General features: G+C 50.3%; 21 protein-coding genes. 9 read left to right on the top strand and 12 right to left on the bottom strand.

All coding sequences use genetic code 11. The features are described from left to right. Nucleotides 1-23 precede the first annotated feature (23 nt). Complete coding sequence (locus ACQ6WK_RS07460; protein ID WP_432800116.1) at nucleotides 24-230, top strand: NINE protein; 207 nt, start codon at nucleotides 24-26, stop codon at nucleotides 228-230. Nucleotides 231-305: 75 nt separating this feature from the next. Here the strand turns inward: ACQ6WK_RS07460 and ACQ6WK_RS07455 are convergent, their stop codons facing one another. Both ACQ6WK_RS07455 and sucC read right to left on the bottom strand, forming a co-directional pair. Further along, nucleotides 306-509: a hypothetical protein gene (locus tag ACQ6WK_RS07455; protein ID WP_432800115.1), complete on the bottom strand. Its 204-nt coding sequence runs from the start codon at nucleotides 507-509 to the stop codon at nucleotides 306-308. 94 nt (nucleotides 510-603) lie between these two features. Beyond that, complete coding sequence (sucC, locus tag ACQ6WK_RS07450) at nucleotides 604-1815, bottom strand: ADP-forming succinate--CoA ligase subunit beta (RefSeq protein ID WP_432800114.1); 1212 nt, start codon at nucleotides 1813-1815, stop codon at nucleotides 604-606. Nucleotides 1816-2016: 201 nt separating this feature from the next. On the opposite strand from sucC, the gene ACQ6WK_RS07445 reads away from it, so the two are divergent. Next, complete coding sequence (locus tag ACQ6WK_RS07445) at nucleotides 2017-2373, top strand: hypothetical protein (protein WP_432800113.1); 357 nt, start codon at nucleotides 2017-2019, stop codon at nucleotides 2371-2373. Between the two features lie 213 nt (nucleotides 2374-2586). After that, the gene (secA, locus tag ACQ6WK_RS07440) at nucleotides 2587-6624 is read left to right on the top strand and encodes a preprotein translocase subunit SecA (protein ID WP_432800112.1); all 4038 of its coding nucleotides are present in this window, start codon (nucleotides 2587-2589) and stop codon (nucleotides 6622-6624) included. A 211-nt stretch (nucleotides 6625-6835) separates the two neighbouring features. Here the strand turns inward: secA and hemW are convergent, their stop codons facing one another. Continuing rightward, nucleotides 6836-8056 carry a radical SAM family heme chaperone HemW gene (hemW, locus tag ACQ6WK_RS07435; RefSeq protein ID WP_432800111.1) on the bottom strand — a complete coding sequence of 407 codons (1221 nt, stop codon included), beginning with the start codon at nucleotides 8054-8056 and terminating at the stop codon, nucleotides 6836-6838. Between the two features lie 59 nt (nucleotides 8057-8115). On the opposite strand from hemW, the gene ACQ6WK_RS07430 reads away from it, so the two are divergent. After that, nucleotides 8116-8673, top strand: coding sequence for an FHA domain-containing protein (locus tag ACQ6WK_RS07430; protein ID WP_432800110.1), 558 nt, complete (start codon nucleotides 8116-8118; stop codon nucleotides 8671-8673). A 92-nt stretch (nucleotides 8674-8765) separates the two neighbouring features. On the opposite strand, the gene ACQ6WK_RS07425 is transcribed toward ACQ6WK_RS07430, so the two are convergent. The 3 genes from ACQ6WK_RS07425 to ACQ6WK_RS07415 form a co-directional block, all read right to left on the bottom strand. Beyond that, a complete protein-coding gene (locus ACQ6WK_RS07425; protein WP_432800109.1) occupies nucleotides 8766-8996 on the bottom strand; it encodes a hypothetical protein in 231 nt (76 codons plus the stop codon). Between the two features lie 170 nt (nucleotides 8997-9166). Continuing rightward, the gene (locus ACQ6WK_RS07420) at nucleotides 9167-10003 is read right to left on the bottom strand and encodes a hypothetical protein (protein ID WP_432800108.1); all 837 of its coding nucleotides are present in this window, start codon (nucleotides 10001-10003) and stop codon (nucleotides 9167-9169) included. A 103-nt stretch (nucleotides 10004-10106) separates the two neighbouring features. Further along, on the bottom strand, nucleotides 10107-10481 hold the full coding sequence (locus tag ACQ6WK_RS07415) for a DciA family protein (protein ID WP_432800107.1): 375 nt from the start codon (nucleotides 10479-10481) through the stop codon (nucleotides 10107-10109). Nucleotides 10482-10545: 64 nt separating this feature from the next. Here ACQ6WK_RS07415 and ACQ6WK_RS07410 point away from each other — a divergent pair, with 64 nt between their 5' ends. After that, on the top strand, nucleotides 10546-11073 hold the full coding sequence (locus tag ACQ6WK_RS07410; protein WP_432800106.1) for a shikimate kinase: 528 nt from the start codon (nucleotides 10546-10548) through the stop codon (nucleotides 11071-11073). Nucleotides 11074-11094: 21 nt separating this feature from the next. Here ACQ6WK_RS07410 and upp read toward each other — a convergent pair whose 3' ends face one another. From upp to folK, 4 genes are all read right to left on the bottom strand, one after another. Beyond that, nucleotides 11095-11742: a uracil phosphoribosyltransferase gene (gene upp / locus ACQ6WK_RS07405; RefSeq protein WP_432800105.1), complete on the bottom strand. Its 648-nt coding sequence runs from the start codon at nucleotides 11740-11742 to the stop codon at nucleotides 11095-11097. Nucleotides 11743-12196: 454 nt separating this feature from the next. After that, nucleotides 12197-12559 (bottom strand): 6-carboxytetrahydropterin synthase QueD, encoded by a 363-nt coding sequence (queD, locus tag ACQ6WK_RS07400; RefSeq protein WP_432800104.1) that lies wholly within the window; start codon nucleotides 12557-12559, stop codon nucleotides 12197-12199. A gap of 168 nt (nucleotides 12560-12727) precedes the next feature. After that, nucleotides 12728-13429, bottom strand: a complete 702-nt coding sequence (locus ACQ6WK_RS07395; protein ID WP_432800103.1) for a radical SAM protein — start codon at nucleotides 13427-13429, stop codon at nucleotides 12728-12730. Then, nucleotides 13429-13965, bottom strand: coding sequence for a 2-amino-4-hydroxy-6-hydroxymethyldihydropteridine diphosphokinase (gene folK, locus ACQ6WK_RS07390; RefSeq protein ID WP_432800102.1), 537 nt, complete (start codon nucleotides 13963-13965; stop codon nucleotides 13429-13431). Before folK ends, ACQ6WK_RS07395 begins: the two co-directional genes overlap by 1 nt. Nucleotides 13966-14231: 266 nt before the next feature. Here folK and ACQ6WK_RS07385 point away from each other — a divergent pair, with 266 nt between their 5' ends. Next, nucleotides 14232-15014 carry a phosphoadenylyl-sulfate reductase gene (locus tag ACQ6WK_RS07385; protein ID WP_432800101.1) on the top strand — a complete coding sequence of 261 codons (783 nt, stop codon included), beginning with the start codon at nucleotides 14232-14234 and terminating at the stop codon, nucleotides 15012-15014. A 100-nt stretch (nucleotides 15015-15114) separates the two neighbouring features. Here the strand turns inward: ACQ6WK_RS07385 and ACQ6WK_RS07380 are convergent, their stop codons facing one another. Then, nucleotides 15115-16377 (bottom strand): L,D-transpeptidase family protein, encoded by a 1263-nt coding sequence (locus ACQ6WK_RS07380; RefSeq protein WP_432800100.1) that lies wholly within the window; start codon nucleotides 16375-16377, stop codon nucleotides 15115-15117. 210 nt (nucleotides 16378-16587) lie between these two features. After that, nucleotides 16588-17916, bottom strand: a complete 1329-nt coding sequence (locus ACQ6WK_RS07375; protein WP_432800099.1) for a replication-associated recombination protein A — start codon at nucleotides 17914-17916, stop codon at nucleotides 16588-16590. Nucleotides 17917-18182: 266 nt separating this feature from the next. Here ACQ6WK_RS07375 and ACQ6WK_RS07370 point away from each other — a divergent pair, with 266 nt between their 5' ends. From ACQ6WK_RS07370 to ACQ6WK_RS07360, 3 genes are all read left to right on the top strand, one after another. After that, nucleotides 18183-19283 carry a GntR family transcriptional regulator gene (locus ACQ6WK_RS07370; protein ID WP_432800098.1) on the top strand — a complete coding sequence of 367 codons (1101 nt, stop codon included), beginning with the start codon at nucleotides 18183-18185 and terminating at the stop codon, nucleotides 19281-19283. Nucleotides 19284-19382: 99 nt separating this feature from the next. Continuing rightward, on the top strand, nucleotides 19383-20153 hold the full coding sequence (locus ACQ6WK_RS07365) for a PEP-CTERM sorting domain-containing protein (protein WP_432800097.1): 771 nt from the start codon (nucleotides 19383-19385) through the stop codon (nucleotides 20151-20153). A 97-nt stretch (nucleotides 20154-20250) separates the two neighbouring features. Continuing rightward, nucleotides 20251-21045, top strand: a complete 795-nt coding sequence (locus tag ACQ6WK_RS07360) for a DUF1559 domain-containing protein (RefSeq protein WP_432800096.1) — start codon at nucleotides 20251-20253, stop codon at nucleotides 21043-21045. Nucleotides 21046-21095 lie beyond the last annotated feature (50 nt).

Raw genomic sequence — 21095 nt, 5'->3', positions numbered from 1 at the left:
GTCCGTTAAAGGAGTCTTAAAACATGTCAAATAATTCAAACCATCCCAACCCTGCGATTGGCTATCTACTCTGGTGCTGTGCTTTGCTCGGCTTTTGCGGTATCCACCGCTTCTATTCCGGCAGGTGGGTCACCGGCATCATCTGGTTACTCACCGGTGGGCTGCTACTAATCGGTCAAATCATTGATTTGTTCTTTATCCCCTCGCAATGCCGCGATCCGAAGTGGTAATGCATTAGAAACCACAACGTAAAAAGCGGCGCCGATAGCGACGCCGCTTTTTATATTTCTTGATATAACATTTGCTTAATCCCCGATCCCTTCCTCTTCCTTGTACGCATCGAAATCACCTTTGGCTTCGTGTTCGTTCAGATAGTCGTTGAACTCGCCCATCTTGTAGCTGATAAAACAGAACGCATGATGCAACGTCAGGTATTCAATGTCGGTGTCGTCCTTGTCGATGTCCTGACGAAGGCGATTGAGTTCAGCGAGAAACGGTTCAACTTTCATCTGTCTAACCTTTGATGATGAGTATGCTGTAAAAAGAAAATGCCCGCGGCAAAATCACCGGCGGGCACGTGTTTTTATTTCATGACCAGCCAAATCAAGCAGCCGGTGCGCCGGTGAGGGCGGTGATCTTCTTGGCGGCATCGGTGAGGTCCGAGCCTATCTCCATCGTGGGCAACTCGCCCTTGGCTTCTTCGAGGATTTTGCGTGCCGGCTCAACGTTCGTGCCTTCAAGACGAACAACGAGTGGGACGGTGAAACCGACTTCTTTGGCTGCGACGATGATTGCTTTGGCGATGGTGTCGCACTTGGCGATCCCGCCGAAGATATTGACGAGGATGCCCTTCACGGTTTTGTCCGCGAGGATGATACGGAAGGCTTCAGTTACCGCTTCTTCAGAAGCAGAGCCACCGACATCAAGGAAGTTGGCGGGTTCGCTGCCGTGGAGCTTGATGATGTCCATAGTCGCCATAGCGAGGCCGGCCCCATTCACGAGACAACCAATTTCGCCGTCGAGTTTAATGTAGGATAAGCCGAACTGCTTGGCGCGTCGCTCGGCTGGTTCTTCCTCAGTAGGATCTTCAAAGGCAACCACATCGTCCTGACGGAATAGTGCGTTGTCATCGAAATTCAGCTTGGCATCCAGTGCTAGTACCGTACCGTCCGGATGTTCATCAGTTGCTTTGGTGACGACGAGCGGGTTGATCTCAGCAAGATTCGCATCGGCCTTCAGGAACAGGTCAGCCAGTTGGTGCATGATCTTACCTGCCATGCGAACCTGCGTGCCTTTAAAGCCGAGGAAGTAGCAGATCTTGCGGGCTTGGTAAGGACGCAGACCGGCAACCGCACTGATAGGCTCGCGGATGATCGCTTCGGGTTTGGTTCTGGCGACTTCTTCAATGTCCATACCGCCTTCGCTGGAGGCAATGAGAACAGGACAGGCCGAGACGCGGTCAACGGTGATCGCGAGGTAGTATTCTTTTTCGATCTCAACACCGGCCGCGACCAAAAGCTTCATCACCGGAACACCTTCAGGAGGTGTTTGCGGGGTGATCAATGGACGAGAAAGGATATCGTTTGCTGCTTTACGTGCTTCGTCGCCGGACTTAACGAGCTTGACACCGCCGCCTTTGCCGCGACCTCCTGCATGAACCTGAGCCTTAACGACACAAACCTTTGAGCCGTGACGTTTTTGCAGCTCATCAAACGCTTTTTCAGACGCAACCGGGTTCTGGACCAAGATGCCCGGCGGGACCGGAATGCCAAATTTTTGCAAAAGTTCCCGCGACTGATATTCGTGAATATTCATCTTTACTCGTGTCTCACTGAAGGGTTCATCATAAAGTCACACAACGGCGTGTTCGGATCATATACCAATGGAGGCGGCTCGCCAACTCTGTAACGGAATAGAGGGTCAGAACTTGGGAAATCGGTCCTACCCAACGTCAAAATCGGTGTGATCCACGGATCAGCTTGACCTTCGCTAGACATCTGGACGATAATGACATCTGTGAGCGCGACCAAGCAACATCCAGCGATTCCATGCCTGATGCTGACCTTATCGGTCATGTTATCACTGGGTGCAGTTGCGGATGCCTCAGCTTTACAAAGTCATTTGGCGTCTGCTGATCGCATCACGATGCAGTCTTCCGAAAGGCGGCTGCTCGCTTCGCTCATGGATCAGCTTGCCCGGTGTTCTGAGCATCTCAAAACGCACAAGATTACAGCTCCAACGCCGATCACCCAACAAATCCAGCCGAGCCTCTCGGCGATTTTGGCCACCCGGCCATCCCGTGAATCTTCATATATCCCCTCCCGGCAGCATCGTCTGACGCTGCTCAACCTGCCACCACCTACGTTGTCATAATTGATGGATAGGCTGATTGAAGCTGTGTATATATTACACATTCAAGGCCATCGAACATTGACATGCGTAAGCCGCTAGTGCGGCCAATTACTCACAAATTAAGCCTGACAGATACGTCATTCCATGGCGTCACTACGTTCTTTAGTGTGGCAGGCATACGATTAAACAACACTCTCAATCAACGATTGAGTGATCACTTTCAAGGCAACCCTCATGGTCATCCCACATATCAGCAAAGCGTTTACTAAAGTCTTCGGCTCCCGCAACGATCGTCTACTCAAAGCGTATCAACGGCGCGTCGAATCGATCAATACTCTAGAAGCAGAAACACGCCAACTCACCGATGCGCAAATCCGTGAGCGTACCGCCCAATTTGTTCAGCGTCGCAAAGATGGCGAAAAGGTCACCGACATGCTCCCTGAGATCATGGCAAATGCGCGTGAAGCAATGGACCGTGCCGTGGGTATCCGAAATATTTTCAATCCCGAACATAACTTTGATGCATCACAATTACCAGAGCATTTGCAATCGGTGTATGCCGAGATCAAAGCAAAAGCTGATGCGATTGAGCCTCAGCCAGTTTTAGGCGGCGCGCCAGCACTGGGGTATTTGCAGGTTGAAGTGCCGAACGAACTTTACGATGCGGTACGCGAGATTTATACAACCTCGAAACCGCCGTTTCGTGCAAGACCGTTCGATGTGCAACTTATTGGCGGCATGGTCCTCGGTGAAGGCCGCATTGCCGAAATGAAAACGGGGGAAGGCAAAACGATCGTAGCCCCGCTGGCATGCTACGTCGCGATCATTGATGACCTGAAGTGTAACATCGTGACGGTCAATGATTACCTCGTGCAACGCGACCGTGACTGGGTCTTCCCGTTCTATCACGCGCTGGGCCTAACGGTGGGCGCGATCCATCCGTTCCACATGCAACCGCCACAGGAAAAAGCGCAAGCCTATGAGTGCAACGTGGTGTATGGGACGAACTCAGAGTTTGGTTTTGACTATCTGCGTGACAACATGAAGCTCTCACCCGAAGAGCAGGTTCAGAAAACACGCGACTTCTGTATCGTTGACGAAATCGACTCGATCTTGATTGATGAAGCACGCACGCCGCTGATCATCTCCGGCCCGGCTCATCAAGATGCGCCCAAATACGGAGCCGCCGATCAGATCGCCAAACATCTCGTCGGCCAGCAGACCGAATGGGATGCGAAAGATAAATACGTCCAACAAGCCACACTCCGTATCAAAGGTCTTGAAGGCGACATCCGCAACGCGCGCGATAAATCCAAGATCCCCGCAATGCGTGAGGAGATGAAGGAACTTGAAGGGAAGCTGCCCGCACTTGAAGCAGATCGCGATCAGTTCACGCAGTATTACGAAGTTGAAATGGAGAAGAAGGCCGCTCACCTCACGCATGATGGCATTGCTGAAGCGCAGAAAAAAGCAGGCGTTGGTTCGTTCTATGTTGGACAGAACATGGACTTCCCCCACCTGTTAGAAAACGCGCTACGAGCACATGTGATCTACAAGCGCGATAAGGATTATGTTGTCCGTGACGGCGAAGTGATCATCGTCGACGAATTCACGGGCCGCCTCATGATCGGGCGTCAATGGTCTGACGGCCTACACCAAGCCGTTGAGTCTAAAGAGAAGGTGAAGATCAAAGAGGAAACACAAACCCTCGCCACAGTGACCATTCAGAACTTCTTCAAGCTCTACAAACGCCTTGCAGGTATGACCGGCACCGCCGTCACCGAAGCGACCGAATTCCTCGAGATCTACGGCCTCGAAGTGGTTTGTATCCCGACGAACCTGCCGATCGCCCGTACCGACCGCGACGACCTGATCTATCTTTCTGAGAAGGACAAGTGGCTCGCCATCGTCGAAGAAATCAAACGTATTCACGACCTCGGCCGTCCCGTCCTCGTCGGCACTACCTCGGTCGAAAAATCTGAGATGCTCTCGCAGATGCTCACCAAGAAATACAGCATCAAACACGAAGTGCTGAACGCGAAGGTCGATCAGGCCGAACGTGAGTCAAACATTGTTGCGCATGCCGGTGAACTGGGCGCGGTCATGATCGCTACCAACATGGCCGGCCGTGGTACCGACATTAAACTCACACCGATCGATCGCGCAAATCTTGTTCGACACTGGCAGCTGCGGAATCTTCTGCCGAAAACGGCAAAAGCAGAGATGACCGACGAAGAGTTGCTCGAATTGGCATACCGTCACCTCGCACAGACTTCACAAGGATTAAAAGCTGCCGAAGTGCAAGGTATGTCCGTCGAAGACTGCAAGCTCGCCTTCTTCCAGCATCTTTGTGTACGTGATGCGTGGATCGAAGAAAGCAAAGCAAAAACCTACTCGTTCGACCAGTGCAACAAGATTCTTAACGGCCTGCCCGAGTACTACTGGAACAAGATCAAGATCTGGCAGGACATCGAAGATATGGGCGGCCTGCACATCATCGGTACCGAACGCCATGAGTCTCGCCGAATCGACAATCAGCTTCGCGGCCGATCGGGTCGACAGGGTAACAATGGTTCGTCCCGATTCTTCATCTCACTTGAAGATGATCTCATGAAACTTTTTGCAGGCAAGACCACACTCTCAGCACTCTCACGCCTCGGCATGAAAGAAGGCGATGCCATCGAACATCGTTGGGTGACCAAGTCCGTCGAACGCGCTCAACGTAAGGTCGAGGAACGCAACTACGAAATCCGCAAGAATCTGCTCGAATACGACGAGGTCATGGAGTACCAACGAAATACGTTCTATGGCCTCCGCCAAGAAGTCCTCGAAGGTAAAAACATTACCAGTATTGTCTTTGACTATATCGAAGAAGCTGTCGCTGATGCTGTCGACATCTATAAAGATAAACAGTACGCTCAAAAGCAAGCTGCTGAATGGGTTCGTAGCGAGATTGATGTATCGATCGAGCCATCCAAACTTCACTTGGATAACATGGATGAGCTAAGGACGATTGTTTTGCGGAATGCGAAGCAAGATCTCGCCCAAGTCATTGACGTAACCATTGGCGAGTACATGTCGGATGATATTCCACCGCAGGAATGGGACCTTAAAGGGCTCGCTGAGTGGGCAAAAACGCGGTTTGGCGTGAAACTGAATGCTGCGAAATTGCGTGGGATGAACCTGCCTGAAGTAACTGACATGATCATTACCGGTGCGGAAGAGCAGTTGGACAAAGCCGATCTATCCGGCATTCAAAAATTCATCGAGCCAAATCTCGGCGAAAAAGAACTTGCGAACTGGGCCGAAAACAAGTTTGGCATCAAACTGAACCCAGAAGAACTAATCGACATGCAACCGGAGCAAACGCTTGATCATATTCTTGAAAAGGCGCGTGAAACATATGCGAATAGAGAAGTAAATTACCCGGTTGAATTCATTCTAGATGTGGTTTACCAAGGAGCGCAACAAGACCCGAACTGGGCGATGCAACAACTATTCACGTGGGTCAAGCAGCGATTCAATCTTGAATGGGACGGCGAGTTTGTCGATGGCAAGAACGGCAAGGATCTGTTTGAACTTCTGCAAGCTGAAGGTAAGGAATGGCTCCAAAACGGCAAGCTTGAAAAGCATGTCGAAGAAGCGATGTCGCAATATGGCAGCGATACCGAGAAACTCAACGAATGGTATCAAGGTCGTTTTGGCCCGCCATTGGATTTGGAAGAAGTCGCCGAGGCCGAAGACGCACAAGCCTATATCACCGAAAAGGCGCGCGGCGTGCTCCGCATCGAGTTGACGCAACTCGAGCGCTTCGTACTCTTGCAGATTCTAGATCAAGCGTGGAAAGACCATCTCTACGGTATGGACCAGTTGAAGGATTCGGTCGGGCTGCGCGGCTACGCTGAGAAAGACCCGCGGATCGAGTACAAGCGTGAAGGTGCGAATCACTTCCATGAAATGCAGCAAAACACACGCGACCGTGTGACGGATCTGATCTTTAGAGCAAGGCTCACACCCAACGTGCAAGTCAACAATGCTTACGGCGACCAACAGCAGGCGCAACATGCTGAAGCACAACAAGTACCTCAGCATGCCGCTACCGCAGCGGAGCAGGGAACCGCGGTACAGCGAGAAGACATCTCCGCAGCAAATCAGGCGGGTGAAGAAGGATCAAGTCGCCCGATGTCCAGAAGGCAACGCCGAGCTACTTCAGCGCGTGATCGTAAAGAGGGCGGCACGAAATCGTTCAAGCAACGCCGCCGCAAACGCTAAGTAAGTTTCATCGTGACAATTACAAACCCGTCACCGCTAGTGACGGGTTTTTCAATCCTTAAAGTAAACCAAAAACGTTATGAGAAAACCTTCCAAGCGAATCATCCGTAACCTGATCGCCATTTTGATCGGCCTCCTGCTTGGCTGGTTGCTTTCCCCTTATCTCTTCAATACCCAGCCAACGACAACATCCCCCACTAAAAAGTCAAATCTAGAGCAGTCGCGAGATCACGGCGTCGCCGACGAATAAGCCTCGCTGCGTGAGGCGAAGATATCCTTCCACTTCTTCGAGCATCCCGATTTCTTTCAGTTCAGCAATCATCTTGCCACGCGCGCTATCTGTGGGTACATGGCTATCTATCCATTGCTTTAAAACACCTTCCCGTAAGCGCAACCCGAGCATCAGCTTTTCGCCAACCTGTCCATCTGTATCTAATCGTTCAATATCCATGATTGGAGGAAGCGCCTCGGCAGAATCATCTGCGAATGCTTTGAGATATTTTCCGATATGCGCTTCATTCTTCCAGCGTAACCCATTCACATGACTGGCCGCGCCGGGGCCAACGCCAAGCCAATTCGCGTTCTGCCAGTAGAGCAGGTTATGTAGACAATGATTGTCTTTTGTTTTGGCCCAGTTAGAGATTTCATATTGTTCATAGTCCGCGGCGGCAAGCAGTTCAATCACGCGAGCATACATGTCGTGTTCGCGCTGCTCGCCAACAGATTGGATCAATCCCATTTTTCGCTTCTGGGTTAACGGCGTATTGGGTTCAAAAATAAGTGAGTAGGCAGAAATATGATCTGGCTCAAGATCAATCACACGAGCAACATCCTCTTCAAGTTGAGCCATGGTTTGCCCAGGGATGGCGAAAATCATATCGAGGTTGATCTGCTTGATGTTAGCCTCCCGCGCATACCCGACCGCCTTGCCAACATTGGATGGATCGTGCCAGCGTTCTAGAACTTTGAGGAGTTTTTCATCAAAGCTCTGTGCTCCGATGGAGAGGCGGTTCACACCAAGGCCGTTGTATCCCTGTACCAATTGTCGCATGAGTTCCGCAGTCACTGTTTCCGGGTTAGCCTCAACGGTGAACTCTTTAACATGCTCAATTTCGACAGTTTGGGATAGTATTTCAAGCAATCGTGCCCAACATTCGGCATTCAAGAGGGTGGGGGTGCCGCCACCTACAAAAATTGTTTTTGCTTTCAATCGCCTCTCGCACAAACGCCCCAATAATTCAAGTTGGAGTGCGTGAATGAAGGCGGATTGACGGTCGCCTTCACCGTCTTGCTTGCCCACAATACTGTAGAAATCACAGTAGTGGCACTTATGGAAGCAAAACGGAACGTGCACATAGAGGGCGTCGACCAAATCGGCGTCGTTTTTGCCTCTAAATACGTGTCCATAATGACTTTGTTGAGCTTGCTGCACCCACGCTGCTCCGTTAAAATCTGATCTGTGATAAATGGTCAACTTTTCTGTGAGGTCGCATGATGAACGTCTCGCTAGTGATGTTCAAGGCTGATGGGGACAGACGTGATTTTCCCATCACGCGGGGCAGGGTCGTCGTCGGTCGCAAGAACACTTGCGATTTGCGTATCCCATTATCATCTGTTTCCAGGCAGCACTGCGAGATTACGCTGGATGGCGATCAGGCTCATCTACGCGATCTCGGCTCGTCCAACGGTACCTACCTCAATGATACCCGTATCCAAGAGGAAGTGCTCAAGCCCGGCGACAACATCAACATTGGGCCCGTCGCGTTCACGGTTGTCATTGATGGACAACCACAAGAGGTTCAACCACCCAAGAATTTGGGGGAAATCGATCCTGACGACTCATCGATTCCACTCGGTGAATCCGGCCACACCACCATCCCTCTCACCACTGATGAAGATGCGCAAGCACTCAAAGAATCATCCAATATTGATGATGCGCTAGACGATCAAATCGCTGCGCTCAGTGCTTTGGACGACAGCGATCTCGACCTTGGTGAGATTGAACTTGATCTGGATGATGTCGAAGTTCTTGAAGACGACGAAAAGTAATTTATGTTCGCATATCAACGATAAAGAATAAGCACCCACATAAACGGGTGCTTTTTTTATTTCTTTATTGTTTTGCAACCGGTGAGTAAAAGCTACTCAGTTTTTTCATTGCTGGCTGCAGCGGCTTCATTGCCAGCTAGCTGCTCATCCGTCGGTTCCACAACAGCGGTGGGTTGTTTTTTACCAGCACCCTTGCCCGGAACCGTCACACGCATCGAACATGCACGACACCTGACATTACGGCCACGCGCATGTGCAGGCACACTCAACACCTTGCGGCATTTCAGATTGGGGCAGATCAGCCTGATGACACTGTTGCTCATTGACGTATTTCCATCCTCAGCGTTTATCCCGGGGACAATTCCCTAACTCAATTATCGTGCATTTGAGCGGGACGCTTAAACAAGGCTGAAAAGGATGCGTAGTCCTATAACATCTCAAGGCCTACTGAATAATGAAGGACCATAAATGCTATGTATCAAACTGGCTGATGTTATTTGGATTTTACGAGGCGACGCGAGGAGTTTTTGATAAACAAATCCAACGTTTTTTGAGACTGCCATTCGGCTTGCATAACCTCCCCAATTCCAGCAGCGTATCCTGTATCGAGGGTTACGGTGACCATCGCAAGATCCAGATTCAAATCACGTTTTTCCCGAACGATATAGCAGTCGAAAGTACCCGCAGGCAGATCTAACTTGGATTCCCAAATCGCGACAACTTCGTATTTCATCGAGCCAGAGGCACGTTTTTCGCCGCTGGATAAGCTGTAGACTTCGACTTTCGCCTCACCTTTAACTTCTGGCTTCTTCTTCAGCTCCTTCGGCAATATCAAAATGCCTGGATCGTAGGTCACACGCACATTCTCTTTCAAATCATCATCTCGATAGGTCCATAGCGCACCGTCTTTAGCCCATCGATAGTAGCTTCGCCGTACACCCTCGATCGTCAGGATTAATCCATCAGCGGTTTTTTCATAGCTATACGCATAAACTTTCCCCTTTTGCTCATTGGCCGCCTCCGTGTACGAGCCTTTCGTTGATTTATTCGGCATCAACTTGCGAGCAGTGATCTCACGGAACGGCATCGGTATCGCTGCCTTCGCTTTGCCTTCTTCTGCTGAGCCCGTTTCTATACCCGCAGCATTCGCCTCTGAGGTTTTCTGTTGACCAGAATCCTTGCCTGCTTTCGAGGGCGATTTGCTGGGAGAGATGAGTCCTTGGTCGCCATAGCCTGGCGGCGGTGGTGCTATCGCAGGTCCGGTTTCACAACCACCTACATACAACCCACTCGCTACGATGAATCCGGCGCACCACAATCTTAAGTTCATTTTCATGACACATACCATATCGTCACCATGCGGATTTGAATACACCCGGTTTCTGTTAATCCCCACCGTCCCTCGTAAAACCCCAAAGTATCTCAATCACACTTTAACTTCCGCGCCCCACAAACGGACGTCGATCTACTCGCAGCTGTACCTTTCGAAAAGCTTTCCCCCGATAACCCTTGACCAATTCTGTCTGCATGCCGCTTCGTAATTTTTGATCCAACTCATACAACCAACTGCTGCTTTCCACCACCACCTTCAACACGCCACGATTCAGACTTTCCAGCTTCGTATGAACCGCCAACTCCCGCGGCACGATCTCCTCCCATACCTCCACCATCGCAGCTAATTGCTTATACGGCTTCTCCACATCTCGCTTAAAATCCGCCCGCATAAAATCCATCGAGAAATCGTAATCCTTACGGTTCCGATACCCGCGCAGCCTTGAGAGATATTGTTCTTTCGCCTTGTCGTCCATTGAATGCCTTAAACCCTGCCTGACGATTCAACCCGCCACCCCGCATCGCCATTATAATGCGTTCATGAACATCATCCTCTTCGGTTACCGCGGTTCGGGCAAATCTGCGATTGGCCAAGCCATCGCCAACAAGCTCTTACGCCCATTTGTCGATGTCGACGACGCCATTCGCGCCCGTTACGACCACCTCACCATCGCAGAAATCTGGAAGCAATTTGGTGAGCCGCACTTCCGACAAACCGAACACGAGGTAACTCTTGATCTGCTCCAACAAGATGGCAACGTGATTGCATTAGCGGGGGGGACACTCACCCATCCCGGCACGCTATCTGCCATCCAATCGCAATCAAACGCCAAACGGTTCTTCCTCACCGCATCCCCCGAGGTGCTGCATGCGCGGATTCATGGCGACGTAGCCTCGCAAACCGAGCGACCAGCCCTCACTCAACAAGGCGGTAACCTTGAAGAAATCCAAGCGGTTCTTGCTGAGCGTTTGCCCGCTTATACTGCCGCAGCCGATCACATCGTTGATGTTTCTCGCAACACAATCGACCAGCTGGCTGACCAGGTCATCGGCCTGCTGAATGATTGATCCCTTCGCCACCCCACCGGGTTAGCATTTCTCATCCATCGTGCCAAAGATGCGATCACCCGCATCGCCGAGCCCAGGCAGGATGTACTTGTTTGCATCCAACTCACGATCAACGGCAGCGGTGTAGATCGGCACGTCCGGATGTGCAATATGAAACGCTTCAATACCCTCTGGTGCTGCGATCAAACAGATGAACCGCAGATTCTTGCAGCCATATTTTTTGAGCATATCGACCCCCGCGATCGCACTGCCACCCGTAGCCAACATCGGATCAACCAAAAGCACCGGCTCCTCACCGATCTGCTTCGGCAAGCTCTTGTAATACTCTACCGGTACCATCTTCTCTTCATCACGGTACACCCCGATATGCCCAATATGTGCATCAGGATACAATGCGACGATCGCATCCGAAAAACCAATTCCCGCTCTCAAAATCGGCACGATACAAACCGTATTTTTCAGCCGCTTGCCCACCCATTTTTCCATTGGCGTTTGGATTTCCACTTCTTCTTGCTTCAGATTCCGCGTTGCTTCATAAGCGAGCAATTTCCCCACCAACCCCACTAGTTCTCTGAACCTCGCACATGATGTATTCACATCACGAATTCGCGTGAGATAATGATCAATCAAAGGGTGGTTGATCACGTGCAGCATCGTTCCGTGTGACATCTATCGCTCCAAAATGTTTATTGAATTACAGCAAAGGCCACACCATCATACTCACCCGCCACTGGTCGCAACAATGCACAAAAAAACTGCTACTCAGTGTGCTGAGTAGCAGCGTCGATTTCTGCAAAAGAGCAAGCCAAATGAATCATTCATAATGTATGACAGGTTGCACAATCGTGCGATGTATCTCACTTGCTGCCTTGCAGACACGTCCTTAGTCTGGGCTCAATCGTAACTACGAAATGCGTCCGTCCTAAGGTTAAAACATTTTCACTGGCCGGTGCACCTCCTTCCGTGCTTATTGTTCACCGTCTGTCTAATGCCCATTTTCTGTCATGTGGTGCACAGCGTCAAGACAAATTTTCCCGCGCGTGTGAATCCTTCACGCACAGAGGCTCTATGCGCATGGAAACGACGTTCTTTACTAAGTTATCACCCCATCAGCAAAATCTGATTATTCACCAAAATAGGTCGCACTGGAAGTACAGGTTTCCCGAACGACAACGCTCTTGAGTAACGGAAGTTCGCCCTTGAGTTTGTCATAAATCCACTTCGCAAGCATCTCCGCTGTCGGATTCTCCAGCCCCTCGATATCGTTCAAACAGTAATGATCAAGCTGCTCCACAACCGGCTGGGTGACCTTCTTAATCTCACCGAAATCCATCAGATAACCCATCTCTTCGTCGATTTCACCTTCCACAATAATGTCGGCCTTGAACGAATGGCCGTGTAGGCGGCGGCATTTATGGCCTTCCGGAAACTTAGGTAGCCAATGAGCCGCTTCAAAATCAATCGTCTTAGTCAGTGCAATCTTCATCGTCATTCATCCATTCAAAACAAATCACATCATCCCCACATACGGAGCAGCCCACGACATAAAGCAGAGGCGTGCTGCTGGAAAAGAACCATTGTAACAAGATCTCCCACGGAACCCGATCACAGGAGTCGTCTTTGTATTCACCGCAAACAACATTGACCAGTACCGCTACACCCCACGCAACATCGGGTCCCAGATCACCTTATGCATTTGCACCTGCATACGCACATTCAATCCATCTTCCAATACCCATTCAGTCAGCACCTTGGGGTCCAAGCCCGCCACACCTTTAATCTCATTTGTCCCCGCCATCTCACCGGCGGCGCTGATCAGCACAGCCTTCACTTTCTGATCAAGCTGATGTTCTGCTATTACGTCTCGCGCCCATTCATAATCCGCCCGATCACACAACACAAATTTCACTTCATCCTGTTGACTAAGTTTTGCAATATTGGCCCAATCATTACGATCAACCTCTCCGCTACCCGGTGACTTCAAATCCATGATCCGGATCACGCGTGAATCACACACGCTAATATCACACGCCCCTGACGTCTCCACCATCACCGTTTTACCCTGATCACAAAGCACTTTCATGAGCGTAGCTGCACTTTTTTGCAGGAGTGGTTCGCCTCCCGTTACTTCAACCAGATCGCATCCGTTCCCAATGCGATCTACTTCTGCTGCAATCTCTTCGATCGTCATTGCTGTACCTTCTCGGAAGGCGTATTCGGTATCACAATAATGACATCGCAAATGACAACCGGTCAGTCGAACGAACACGCACCGCTCACCTGCCCATGTGCTTTCACCTTGCACTGAATAAAAAATCTCATTCACCCGGCAAGTTGTTTTCATCACATCATTCATCAATAACCCTCACCCATCGCAACAGTGGCGAATGAAATATCTTCTGCGGGCAAAATATCTAATAGTTCATTGATGCTTAATCCCAATGTTGGATGGACCAACTCACCTGCTAATTCTGACAGCGGTTGCAAAACAAACCACCGTTCATACATTCTTTCGTGCGGCACGATCAATCCACCTGCTGCATCATCTTCCCGCAATACTTCATTCCCGCTCAAAACAATATCTAAATCCAGCACCCGCGCCCCCCAACGAACACGATCCTCTTTCGCCTCGCGACCAGCCGCCAACTCAATCTCTTTGAGCGCCTCAAGCAAATTTCGCAACGGCCAATCCGTCACCACCTCCAACACACCATTTAAAAACATCCCCTGATCCGTTGGTACTCCCTCTCCTTTCAGCGGTTCGGTCTCATAAAATCGGCTTACTCGCATCACATTTACCCCTGCCAGCGCACCAATCGCCTCCCGCGCAAACGCCACATTTGCCCGGCGATCCCCCAGGTTCGTGCCAACAGCGATATAAACCGTTCTCATATGTACCGCATTGTTGCGGTTTCGCCCCTCTGAATCAAACGCCTGTTCCCGGAAGCTTACAATTAACAGAACTAGTGCCCCGAAACCCCACTTTCACCCCTCTCGCGTATCCTTTCTCCTCAACATGGTCGGAATAACCCGCCTGCAAGCGATGTTTTGTCACAGATGACGAATCGTCTATGATGTATGGCTCGCCCCAACCCGCCTGTAGAGGCCAAGCTTTGGGAGCGAATAGGCCGATAGAACGCCATGAGGAGCCACCGCCCGTGTCGCCTGCCACTGTGAATACCAGCCCAAACAACCTCCAGATCGACCTCGACAAGGTCAACGCAGATCTCGCCAATGCCTCGGCAAAGCAAGTTGTGGCATGGGCTGCCGAAACATTCTCATCCTCTCTTGTGATGACCTCATCCTTTGGTTCCCAGGCTGCTCTCATGCTCCATCTCGTCACCCGAGTAGTTCCAGACATCCCTGTCATCTTTATTGACACAGGCTACCACTTCCCCGAAACCTATCAGTTCGCTGACGATCTTGCCTCACGCCTCAAACTCAATCTCAAAACCTACCAGTCCCCGGTCTCTCCTGCCTACATGGAAGCGCGTCTTGGCAAACTCTGGGAGCAAGGCGAAACCGAAGAAGAGCAAATCAAAAATCTCAACGAATACGATCGTCTGCGCAAGGTCGAACCCATGCAGCGAGCACTAAAAGAACTGGCGGCCCAGTCCTGGCTTGCAGGTCTGCGCGGGCAGCAAACCGATCATCGCTCTGCACTACGCACCGTGGTGAAACAGGATAACCGCTTCAAGGTACACCCCATCCTCACGTGGACACAAAAAGACGTCTACGAATATCTGAAGAAGAACGATCTCCCCACGCACCCACTCTATGAGCAGGGCTATAAATCTATCGGCGACTGGCATTCAACCCGGCCGATCACCGCAGGCGAAGACGAACGAGCTGGCCGCTTTCATGGCCTCAAGCAAGAGTGTGGACTACACCTGCCTACTTCCGAAGAAGAAGGCGAATCACGCGATGCGTCCATGCTCTAATACATGGTTAGATGATTCATTGCCAATCAACATAAAAATCGCCACCCGATTAGGTGGCGATTTATTATTTTCAGTCAAGCAGGGCAGGTAAGAGGAAAAGTTACGGCAAAATCTGCACCGTACTCCGTCCTTCTGTGAGCATGTCGTACACCATCTTCACATCTTTATCCAACATACGCACGCAACCCATCGATGCCATGGTCCCCACACTATCTGGTTCGTTCGTGCCGTGAATCCCATAGCCAGACGCATCTTTGTTTGTTGCATCCAAACCCTTCAGCGCGATCCAATACTCGCCGATCGGATTATTCGGATCGTTGCGGCTGTAGGTCTGATTCGTTCGTGGATTCGTCCAACCCGGATTCGAGACCTTCCGGCCCGGCTCCACCACCCAATTTCCTATGGGTGTTGAATCGCCTTCACCCAATCCCACCAAAAAGCTTGTCACATAGATCGGTTCACCATCTACATCTTCCAAATAAATATCCATCCGGTATTGATGCTTGATCACACGTGCATGAAACGGGCCTTTCACCAATTTCAGCGGCCGTCCCGCTTGCATGCGGTTCGCCTTTACACCATTGATCCGCTCTAAAAATTGATACGGAACGTACACTCGATTCGCGATCGGTCCCATATACTCGCCACTTTGCACCGTGTGGTATTCTGTCAATGGATCGCCTGGCACGACATTCTTCCCAAACACCAACACTTCGTTCACACTCATGAGTACCTGTAAAATCGCATCTAAATCAGATGGCGCCATATCTAACTCATGATTAAACAGCAATCGGCTCAGTACCTTGCGGCCCTCAACCGGTCGATCATTCGCAATGAGTTCCATTCCCTCATCAAACGCTGGAAATGATTTTCCAGCCCCACGATCAACCGCACGCGGCAATTCACGTGGGGCGGTATCAACCGGCTGCTGTGGCTCACGATTCACACCCATCTCCACCGTCCGCGCCGTGCCACCACGCATATCAATCTGACGTGCAACACGATCACTACCTGCCACCGGACCCAATTGTTTTGGCACACGATACTCTGGCTGCAAGCCACCAGTAGGTTGCACACGGCCATTCCCGCGAGCCTCTACGTATCCTGCCATGCGATCCCGCGGTGGCAACTGCATGCCATTATCTACCGGCAGTGTTTCTTGTGATTCATCAACAACTGCCCCAGTTCCATCAGCTACTGCTTCATCAGGACCAGCATCATCACCCGAACTTACCAGATAGATACCCACCAGCACTAAGCCGCCCACCAATACAACCCAAGGCCAACGGCGCGTTCTGCGCCGCCTTGAAACCATGTACTTTCGACTCATTCCATCACGTGGCGATTGAGATCCCAAAACCATCCGATGTCTCCTTGGCCACGCAGGCCTCCAATGCCCGCGCTCGCTCATCCAGCTTTATCATGATTCGCCCCACACTCACGCATCATAACGCACCCCATATCCCTAGCGATACACACTATAACATTCTTCGGCCTTTCCCCATGCCGCCCGCCAGTATTCTCGGACCTTATCGCAAGACATTCCCATTTTCAGCCAAGATCCTGCTCACACTCAGTCAGCCTCGCTATGCTTCAACTCAGCCACCCATTTCAAAAATTCGCCAATCCGCACTTCAAATCCCCGCTCCACCGGCTCGTAATACGTCACATCCACCCCCAAGTACTCCTGATCCACCACACCACTCTCCGAATCATGAGCATACTGATACCCCGTGTGCCCCAGCTTCTTAGCCCCAGCATAATGCCCATCCCGCAAATGCTTCGGCACAGGAACAGTCCTCCCCTTCTTCACATCACTCATTGCGGTCCAAATAGCCATTGCACTCGCATTGCTCTTCGGTGCGCACGCCAAATAAATCGCCGCCTGCGCCAGCGTCAACTGACATTCCGGCATCCCAATCCGGTGTGTAATCTCGTATGCTGCTGCAGCTACCTGTATCCCGCGCGGATCAGCATTCCCAATATCCTCGCTAGCTAAAATCGCAACCCGCCGTGCAATAAACATCGGATCCTCACCCGCCACCAGCATTTTAGCTAACCAGTAAACCGCCGCATCCGGGTCACTCCCCCGCACCGACTTGATAAACGCGCTGATCGCATCGTAATGTCCATCTCCCTTAGCATCGTAATGCACCGCTTTTTGCTGGATCGAATCTTGTGCTATCTCAAGATCAATTACGATTTTCTCCGCCACATTCGCTTTGCTCGATAATACCGCAATTTCCAGTGCCGACAGTGCCCGCCGTGCATCACCATCACACATCACCGCCCAATGATCCATCGCCTCATCAGTGATCTCGATGATCATCTCCCCATAGCCGCGATCTTCATCCTCAATTGCCCGTCGGATTAGCGCTTTAACCTCATCTTCATCCAGACTTTCAAACTGAAAAATCTGTGACCGTGAAACCAAGGCCGAATTAACGCTGAAAAACGGATTCTCCGTCGTCGCCCCGATCAGCGTGATAACTCCTCGTTCCACATCGCCAAGTAAAACATCCTGTTGAGATTTGTTGAACCGATGGATCTCATCAAGAAAAAAGATTGTCCGCACACCATCATTCTCAAGTGCTTTCTTTGCTCGATCTAAAACCTCACGTACATCTTTCACGCCCACTGCCGCCGCGTTCGCTCGCTCAAATCGCCGCTTGGTATGCTGTGCAATCAGCTCCGCCAGCGTCGTCTTCCCTGTGCCCGGCGGCCCGTAAAAAATCACACTCGTAATCTGATCTGCTTCCAGCATCCGTCGCAACAGCTTCCCCTCACCTAGAAAATGCTTCTGCCCCGCAAACTCTTCAAGCACCTTCGGGCGCATCTTCACCGCCAACGGCTCCGCCGCCTTACGATTCTTCCGCTTCTTCTCGTCCCAAAGTCCGCTCATTCCTCGATCATAGCATATTCGTTTTTTGTTTGGTATCGATGGTATGAATTGACCACTGGCGGCACTTTGGATTGCCTAGCAGTACATTTCTAAAGCTCAACTCTCCCCACAGCACATGATCATTAAGATCATATACTTCAAATAGAACCTCTTTCGAAGGTTTTCATATTAATAAATGGCGATATAGGCACATAGATAGATATTATTTTATGATCATAATGATCATTGCCCTTGGCGCAGCCAAATTCATGGTGTACAATCACACCATGAGTCAATCTACACTCAAACAGCAAGAACCTGAGCGCGAGAGTATCCACAAGCTTGCCGCGGAAATAGAACACGACATGTTGCTTCGCGGCTTAGAGCCAGGTGACAAATATCTCACCGCCGCAGATGTTGGCCAAATGCTCTCCGTAAGCCGCATTACCGCAAATCGCGCGATGCAATGGCTTGCACAAAAGGACATCTTGGTTAGAGCACGCAGCCGAGGCACCTTCGTGGGACCAAAATTCAACTCCCCCCTTCAACGCACGCGACCAGACATTGATTCACTGCATGTGCTACTGCCCATGGATTACTCACGCTCAGTGATGCAGATTGATTCGTTTGCCGCGGCGCTCAGCAGTTCACTGCCCGGCGCCAATTTACACCTACATTATTTAGCTGAATACGATCCACTCAAAACAGTACGTGGTGTTGTTGAGCAGATTAAGAATGAGGATGGCATCAACTGCATGATACTGATCCGAAGTGACGAACGAGTGCAGCAATATGTTTCAGAAAGTGGTGTTCCTGCAGTCGTCTTTGGGTCGCTATATCCAGGAGTGCAAAGATTAAGTTCGCTTGATTCAGACATGGGCGGAGCAGGTAAAATAGCGACAGAACACGCAATGGAAATAGGCTGTCAAAAATTCATGGTTATTTTCCGCCACGAGTGGCTTTGGGGTGACAATCTTTTGCTTAACAACATTATGAATACATTAGGCCACGCTGGGCGAAACATCGATGATCTGATTGTCAGGAGCCTCGGCCCATCGCAAGAGATCATAGAAGGTGAATGCCGGAGATTACTCCAAAATATTGATTCGCCCACAGCCATGATTTGTGTCGGTGAAAATTTTGCTCGTATTGCACACCGCGTTCTCCAAGACATGCAGCCTAAACATCATGTTGAGATCATTGTCGCCACACGTGTTCAATCTGGCGACACAACAACATACACACGTGTCGTTGCGAACGAAGACGGAGCAGGGCAGGTCAAATTATTGTGCGGCCTACTAGAATCGTACATTCAAAATAAAGAGACAAAGGAAATTACAATCCCTGTTAGCATCAAACGGGTTGGAGAGCCCGACTGGTCAGCCTGACCCGCACACTTAATCTCATCAATGAATCATTTTGGAGGCGAGATGTCACGTGATATCTCACAAGTTATCTATTGTCATTTCAGTTCGAAGGAGTAAGTCATGATTATTCGAAACATAGTGGGAGGCAGCCTTGCAGCACTTTGCCTTCTCGCTGGACACGCTAATGCAGCCATTCTTGCAAACTACGACGCAGGAACAACACCTGCAACTGCAACATCACCCGATTCACAGGGCTGGATTTCTGCTGGCATCAGCACGCCTAACGATGCGACAGGGACCGCAGTCAATGACGATCTGGGTACTGGCCTAAACGCATGGAAAATCAAGGACGGCAGCAATTCAGATCGCCCTCGGTATACAGTAAATCTCTCAGGATCAAGCATCGCTGATATGGGTGCGAACGGCTGGGAGCTGACTGCAAAAGGCCGCGCGATTGGTTCGACAATCAATATCGTTTGGGGTGTTAGTGACGATAGCGCTTTTGGCGGTACAGGTGTCGCGCGTCGCTGGGGTATGGGAATGCGAATTGACGGCAATGGTGATTTGTTCGTTCAGTGGTTTGGCGGAGCGGCCCAAAAAATCACCACCGATGGCTCAGGCGCATCTGCCTATCACGATTTAAAACTTGTTGGTACCGCAGGCTCAACCAGTGCAGAACTTTTTATTGATAACGTGTCTGTAGGAAGCAACAACGGCCAAGCCCACAGCGGAACGCAAAATAAGATTGAAGTCGGATCAACCTCAACTTCAGGCATAGGGAATGAGGTTAATTGGCATAGTATCCGGCTTCAATCTATTCCTGTCCCAGAACCTGCAAGCCTGAGTTTGATTGGACTAGGAACAGGCCTTCTGCTTCTAAGAAGAAAATAAGCTGATATTACTGCGCATGAAAACTCTAATCCTATCATTGAACCTGTTTTGCTGCGGATCACATACATAGCAACCGCATCCAAGAAGGAGCATTACCGTGAAGTTACACCTAAAAGCATTCACGCTTATCGAATTGCTAGTTGTTATATCTATTATAGCATTACTTATTTCAATCTTGCTACCTGCGCTGCAAAAATCGCGTGAAGCAGCAAGGCAGGTCCAATGTGGTATCAATCAACGCCAAATTGCAACCGCCGCGATAAGTTATGCGGTGGACAATAAGGGCAATCTGCCTCCCTCAGTGGTCAATCTTTCTCCAACAATCTGGAGTTGGCCCAATCAGCTCAACTATCATGCTGACGCACCCGAACCAACATTAAATGGTGGATCGGTTGGAAAGTTACTAAAGACATATCTCGACAATGCTGCAAATGAGTTTATATGCCCCCACGCTCCGCAGGATATCATCAATTACAACGAAGCCTACCTCGCCGGAAACACGCGATTCTTAAATTGTTCCTATTTTTTGCTGTGGAATTATAATGGTTTCGAGAAAGTCTCTGATGGCGAGCCCTTTATTGGGCCTAGCCGCCTGATGCAGGCAAGTGATGAATCAACATTACTTACAAGCGATGTTTTCGCATTGCATTCCGCAGGAAGTGGTTGGCGAACCTCACACCCCAACACCGCCATAGGCAATTCCGCCCCCTTCTCTAACTACCCAATCTGGGTATGGAATGGTGGTCCAACTCAAAGATTTAACGGCACTGCCATTAATTCAGCATATGTCGATGGTCATGTCAGCAGTACAAAATCAGAATTCCTAGTCGAAATGTCACATGTTGGTGGCCTATTCGCGCACCGCTTCTATCTACCCGAAACCTGGAATTAAGTTCACTTGTCCTATATATCTAACCCATAAATTAATCTCTCGCAATCAGT

Source organism: Poriferisphaera sp. WC338 (genome assembly GCF_050931845.1).
Classification (GTDB): Bacteria; Planctomycetota; Phycisphaerae; order Phycisphaerales; family Phycisphaeraceae; genus Poriferisphaera.
The sequence above is the reverse complement of the archived record's forward strand: the minus strand, read 5'-3'. Positions and strand labels throughout refer to the sequence as shown.

What these genes read in the sequence shown, in the direction of transcription:
- secA (WP_432800112.1), top strand. Translation starts at nt 2,587, where the DNA reads ATGGTCATCCCACATATCAGCAAAGCGTTTACTAAAGTCTTCGGCTCC.
- ACQ6WK_RS07425 (WP_432800109.1), bottom strand. Translation starts at nt 8,996, where the DNA reads ATGAGCAACAGTGTCATCAGGCTGATCTGCCCCAATCTGAAATGCCGC.
- queD (WP_432800104.1), bottom strand. Translation starts at nt 12,559, where the DNA reads ATGAAGATTGCACTGACTAAGACGATTGATTTTGAAGCGGCTCATTGG.
- sucC (WP_432800114.1), bottom strand. Translation starts at nt 1,815, where the DNA reads ATGAATATTCACGAATATCAGTCGCGGGAACTTTTGCAAAAATTTGGC.
- ACQ6WK_RS07455 (WP_432800115.1), bottom strand. Translation starts at nt 509, where the DNA reads ATGAAAGTTGAACCGTTTCTCGCTGAACTCAATCGCCTTCGTCAGGAC.
- upp (WP_432800105.1), bottom strand. Translation starts at nt 11,742, where the DNA reads ATGTCACACGGAACGATGCTGCACGTGATCAACCACCCTTTGATTGAT.
- ACQ6WK_RS07420 (WP_432800108.1), bottom strand. Translation starts at nt 10,003, where the DNA reads ATGAACTTAAGATTGTGGTGCGCCGGATTCATCGTAGCGAGTGGGTTG.
- ACQ6WK_RS07380 (WP_432800100.1), bottom strand. Translation starts at nt 16,377, where the DNA reads ATGGTTTTGGGATCTCAATCGCCACGTGATGGAATGAGTCGAAAGTAC.
- ACQ6WK_RS07395 (WP_432800103.1), bottom strand. Translation starts at nt 13,429, where the DNA reads ATGAATGATGTGATGAAAACAACTTGCCGGGTGAATGAGATTTTTTAT.
- ACQ6WK_RS07365 (WP_432800097.1), top strand. Translation starts at nt 19,383, where the DNA reads ATGATTATTCGAAACATAGTGGGAGGCAGCCTTGCAGCACTTTGCCTT.
- ACQ6WK_RS07410 (WP_432800106.1), top strand. Translation starts at nt 10,546, where the DNA reads ATGAACATCATCCTCTTCGGTTACCGCGGTTCGGGCAAATCTGCGATT.
- folK (WP_432800102.1), bottom strand. Translation starts at nt 13,965, where the DNA reads ATGAGAACGGTTTATATCGCTGTTGGCACGAACCTGGGGGATCGCCGG.
- ACQ6WK_RS07460 (WP_432800116.1), top strand. Translation starts at nt 24, where the DNA reads ATGTCAAATAATTCAAACCATCCCAACCCTGCGATTGGCTATCTACTC.
- ACQ6WK_RS07370 (WP_432800098.1), top strand. Translation starts at nt 18,183, where the DNA reads ATGAGTCAATCTACACTCAAACAGCAAGAACCTGAGCGCGAGAGTATC.
- ACQ6WK_RS07375 (WP_432800099.1), bottom strand. Translation starts at nt 17,916, where the DNA reads ATGAGCGGACTTTGGGACGAGAAGAAGCGGAAGAATCGTAAGGCGGCG.
- ACQ6WK_RS07430 (WP_432800110.1), top strand. Translation starts at nt 8,116, where the DNA reads ATGATGAACGTCTCGCTAGTGATGTTCAAGGCTGATGGGGACAGACGT.
- ACQ6WK_RS07415 (WP_432800107.1), bottom strand. Translation starts at nt 10,481, where the DNA reads ATGGACGACAAGGCGAAAGAACAATATCTCTCAAGGCTGCGCGGGTAT.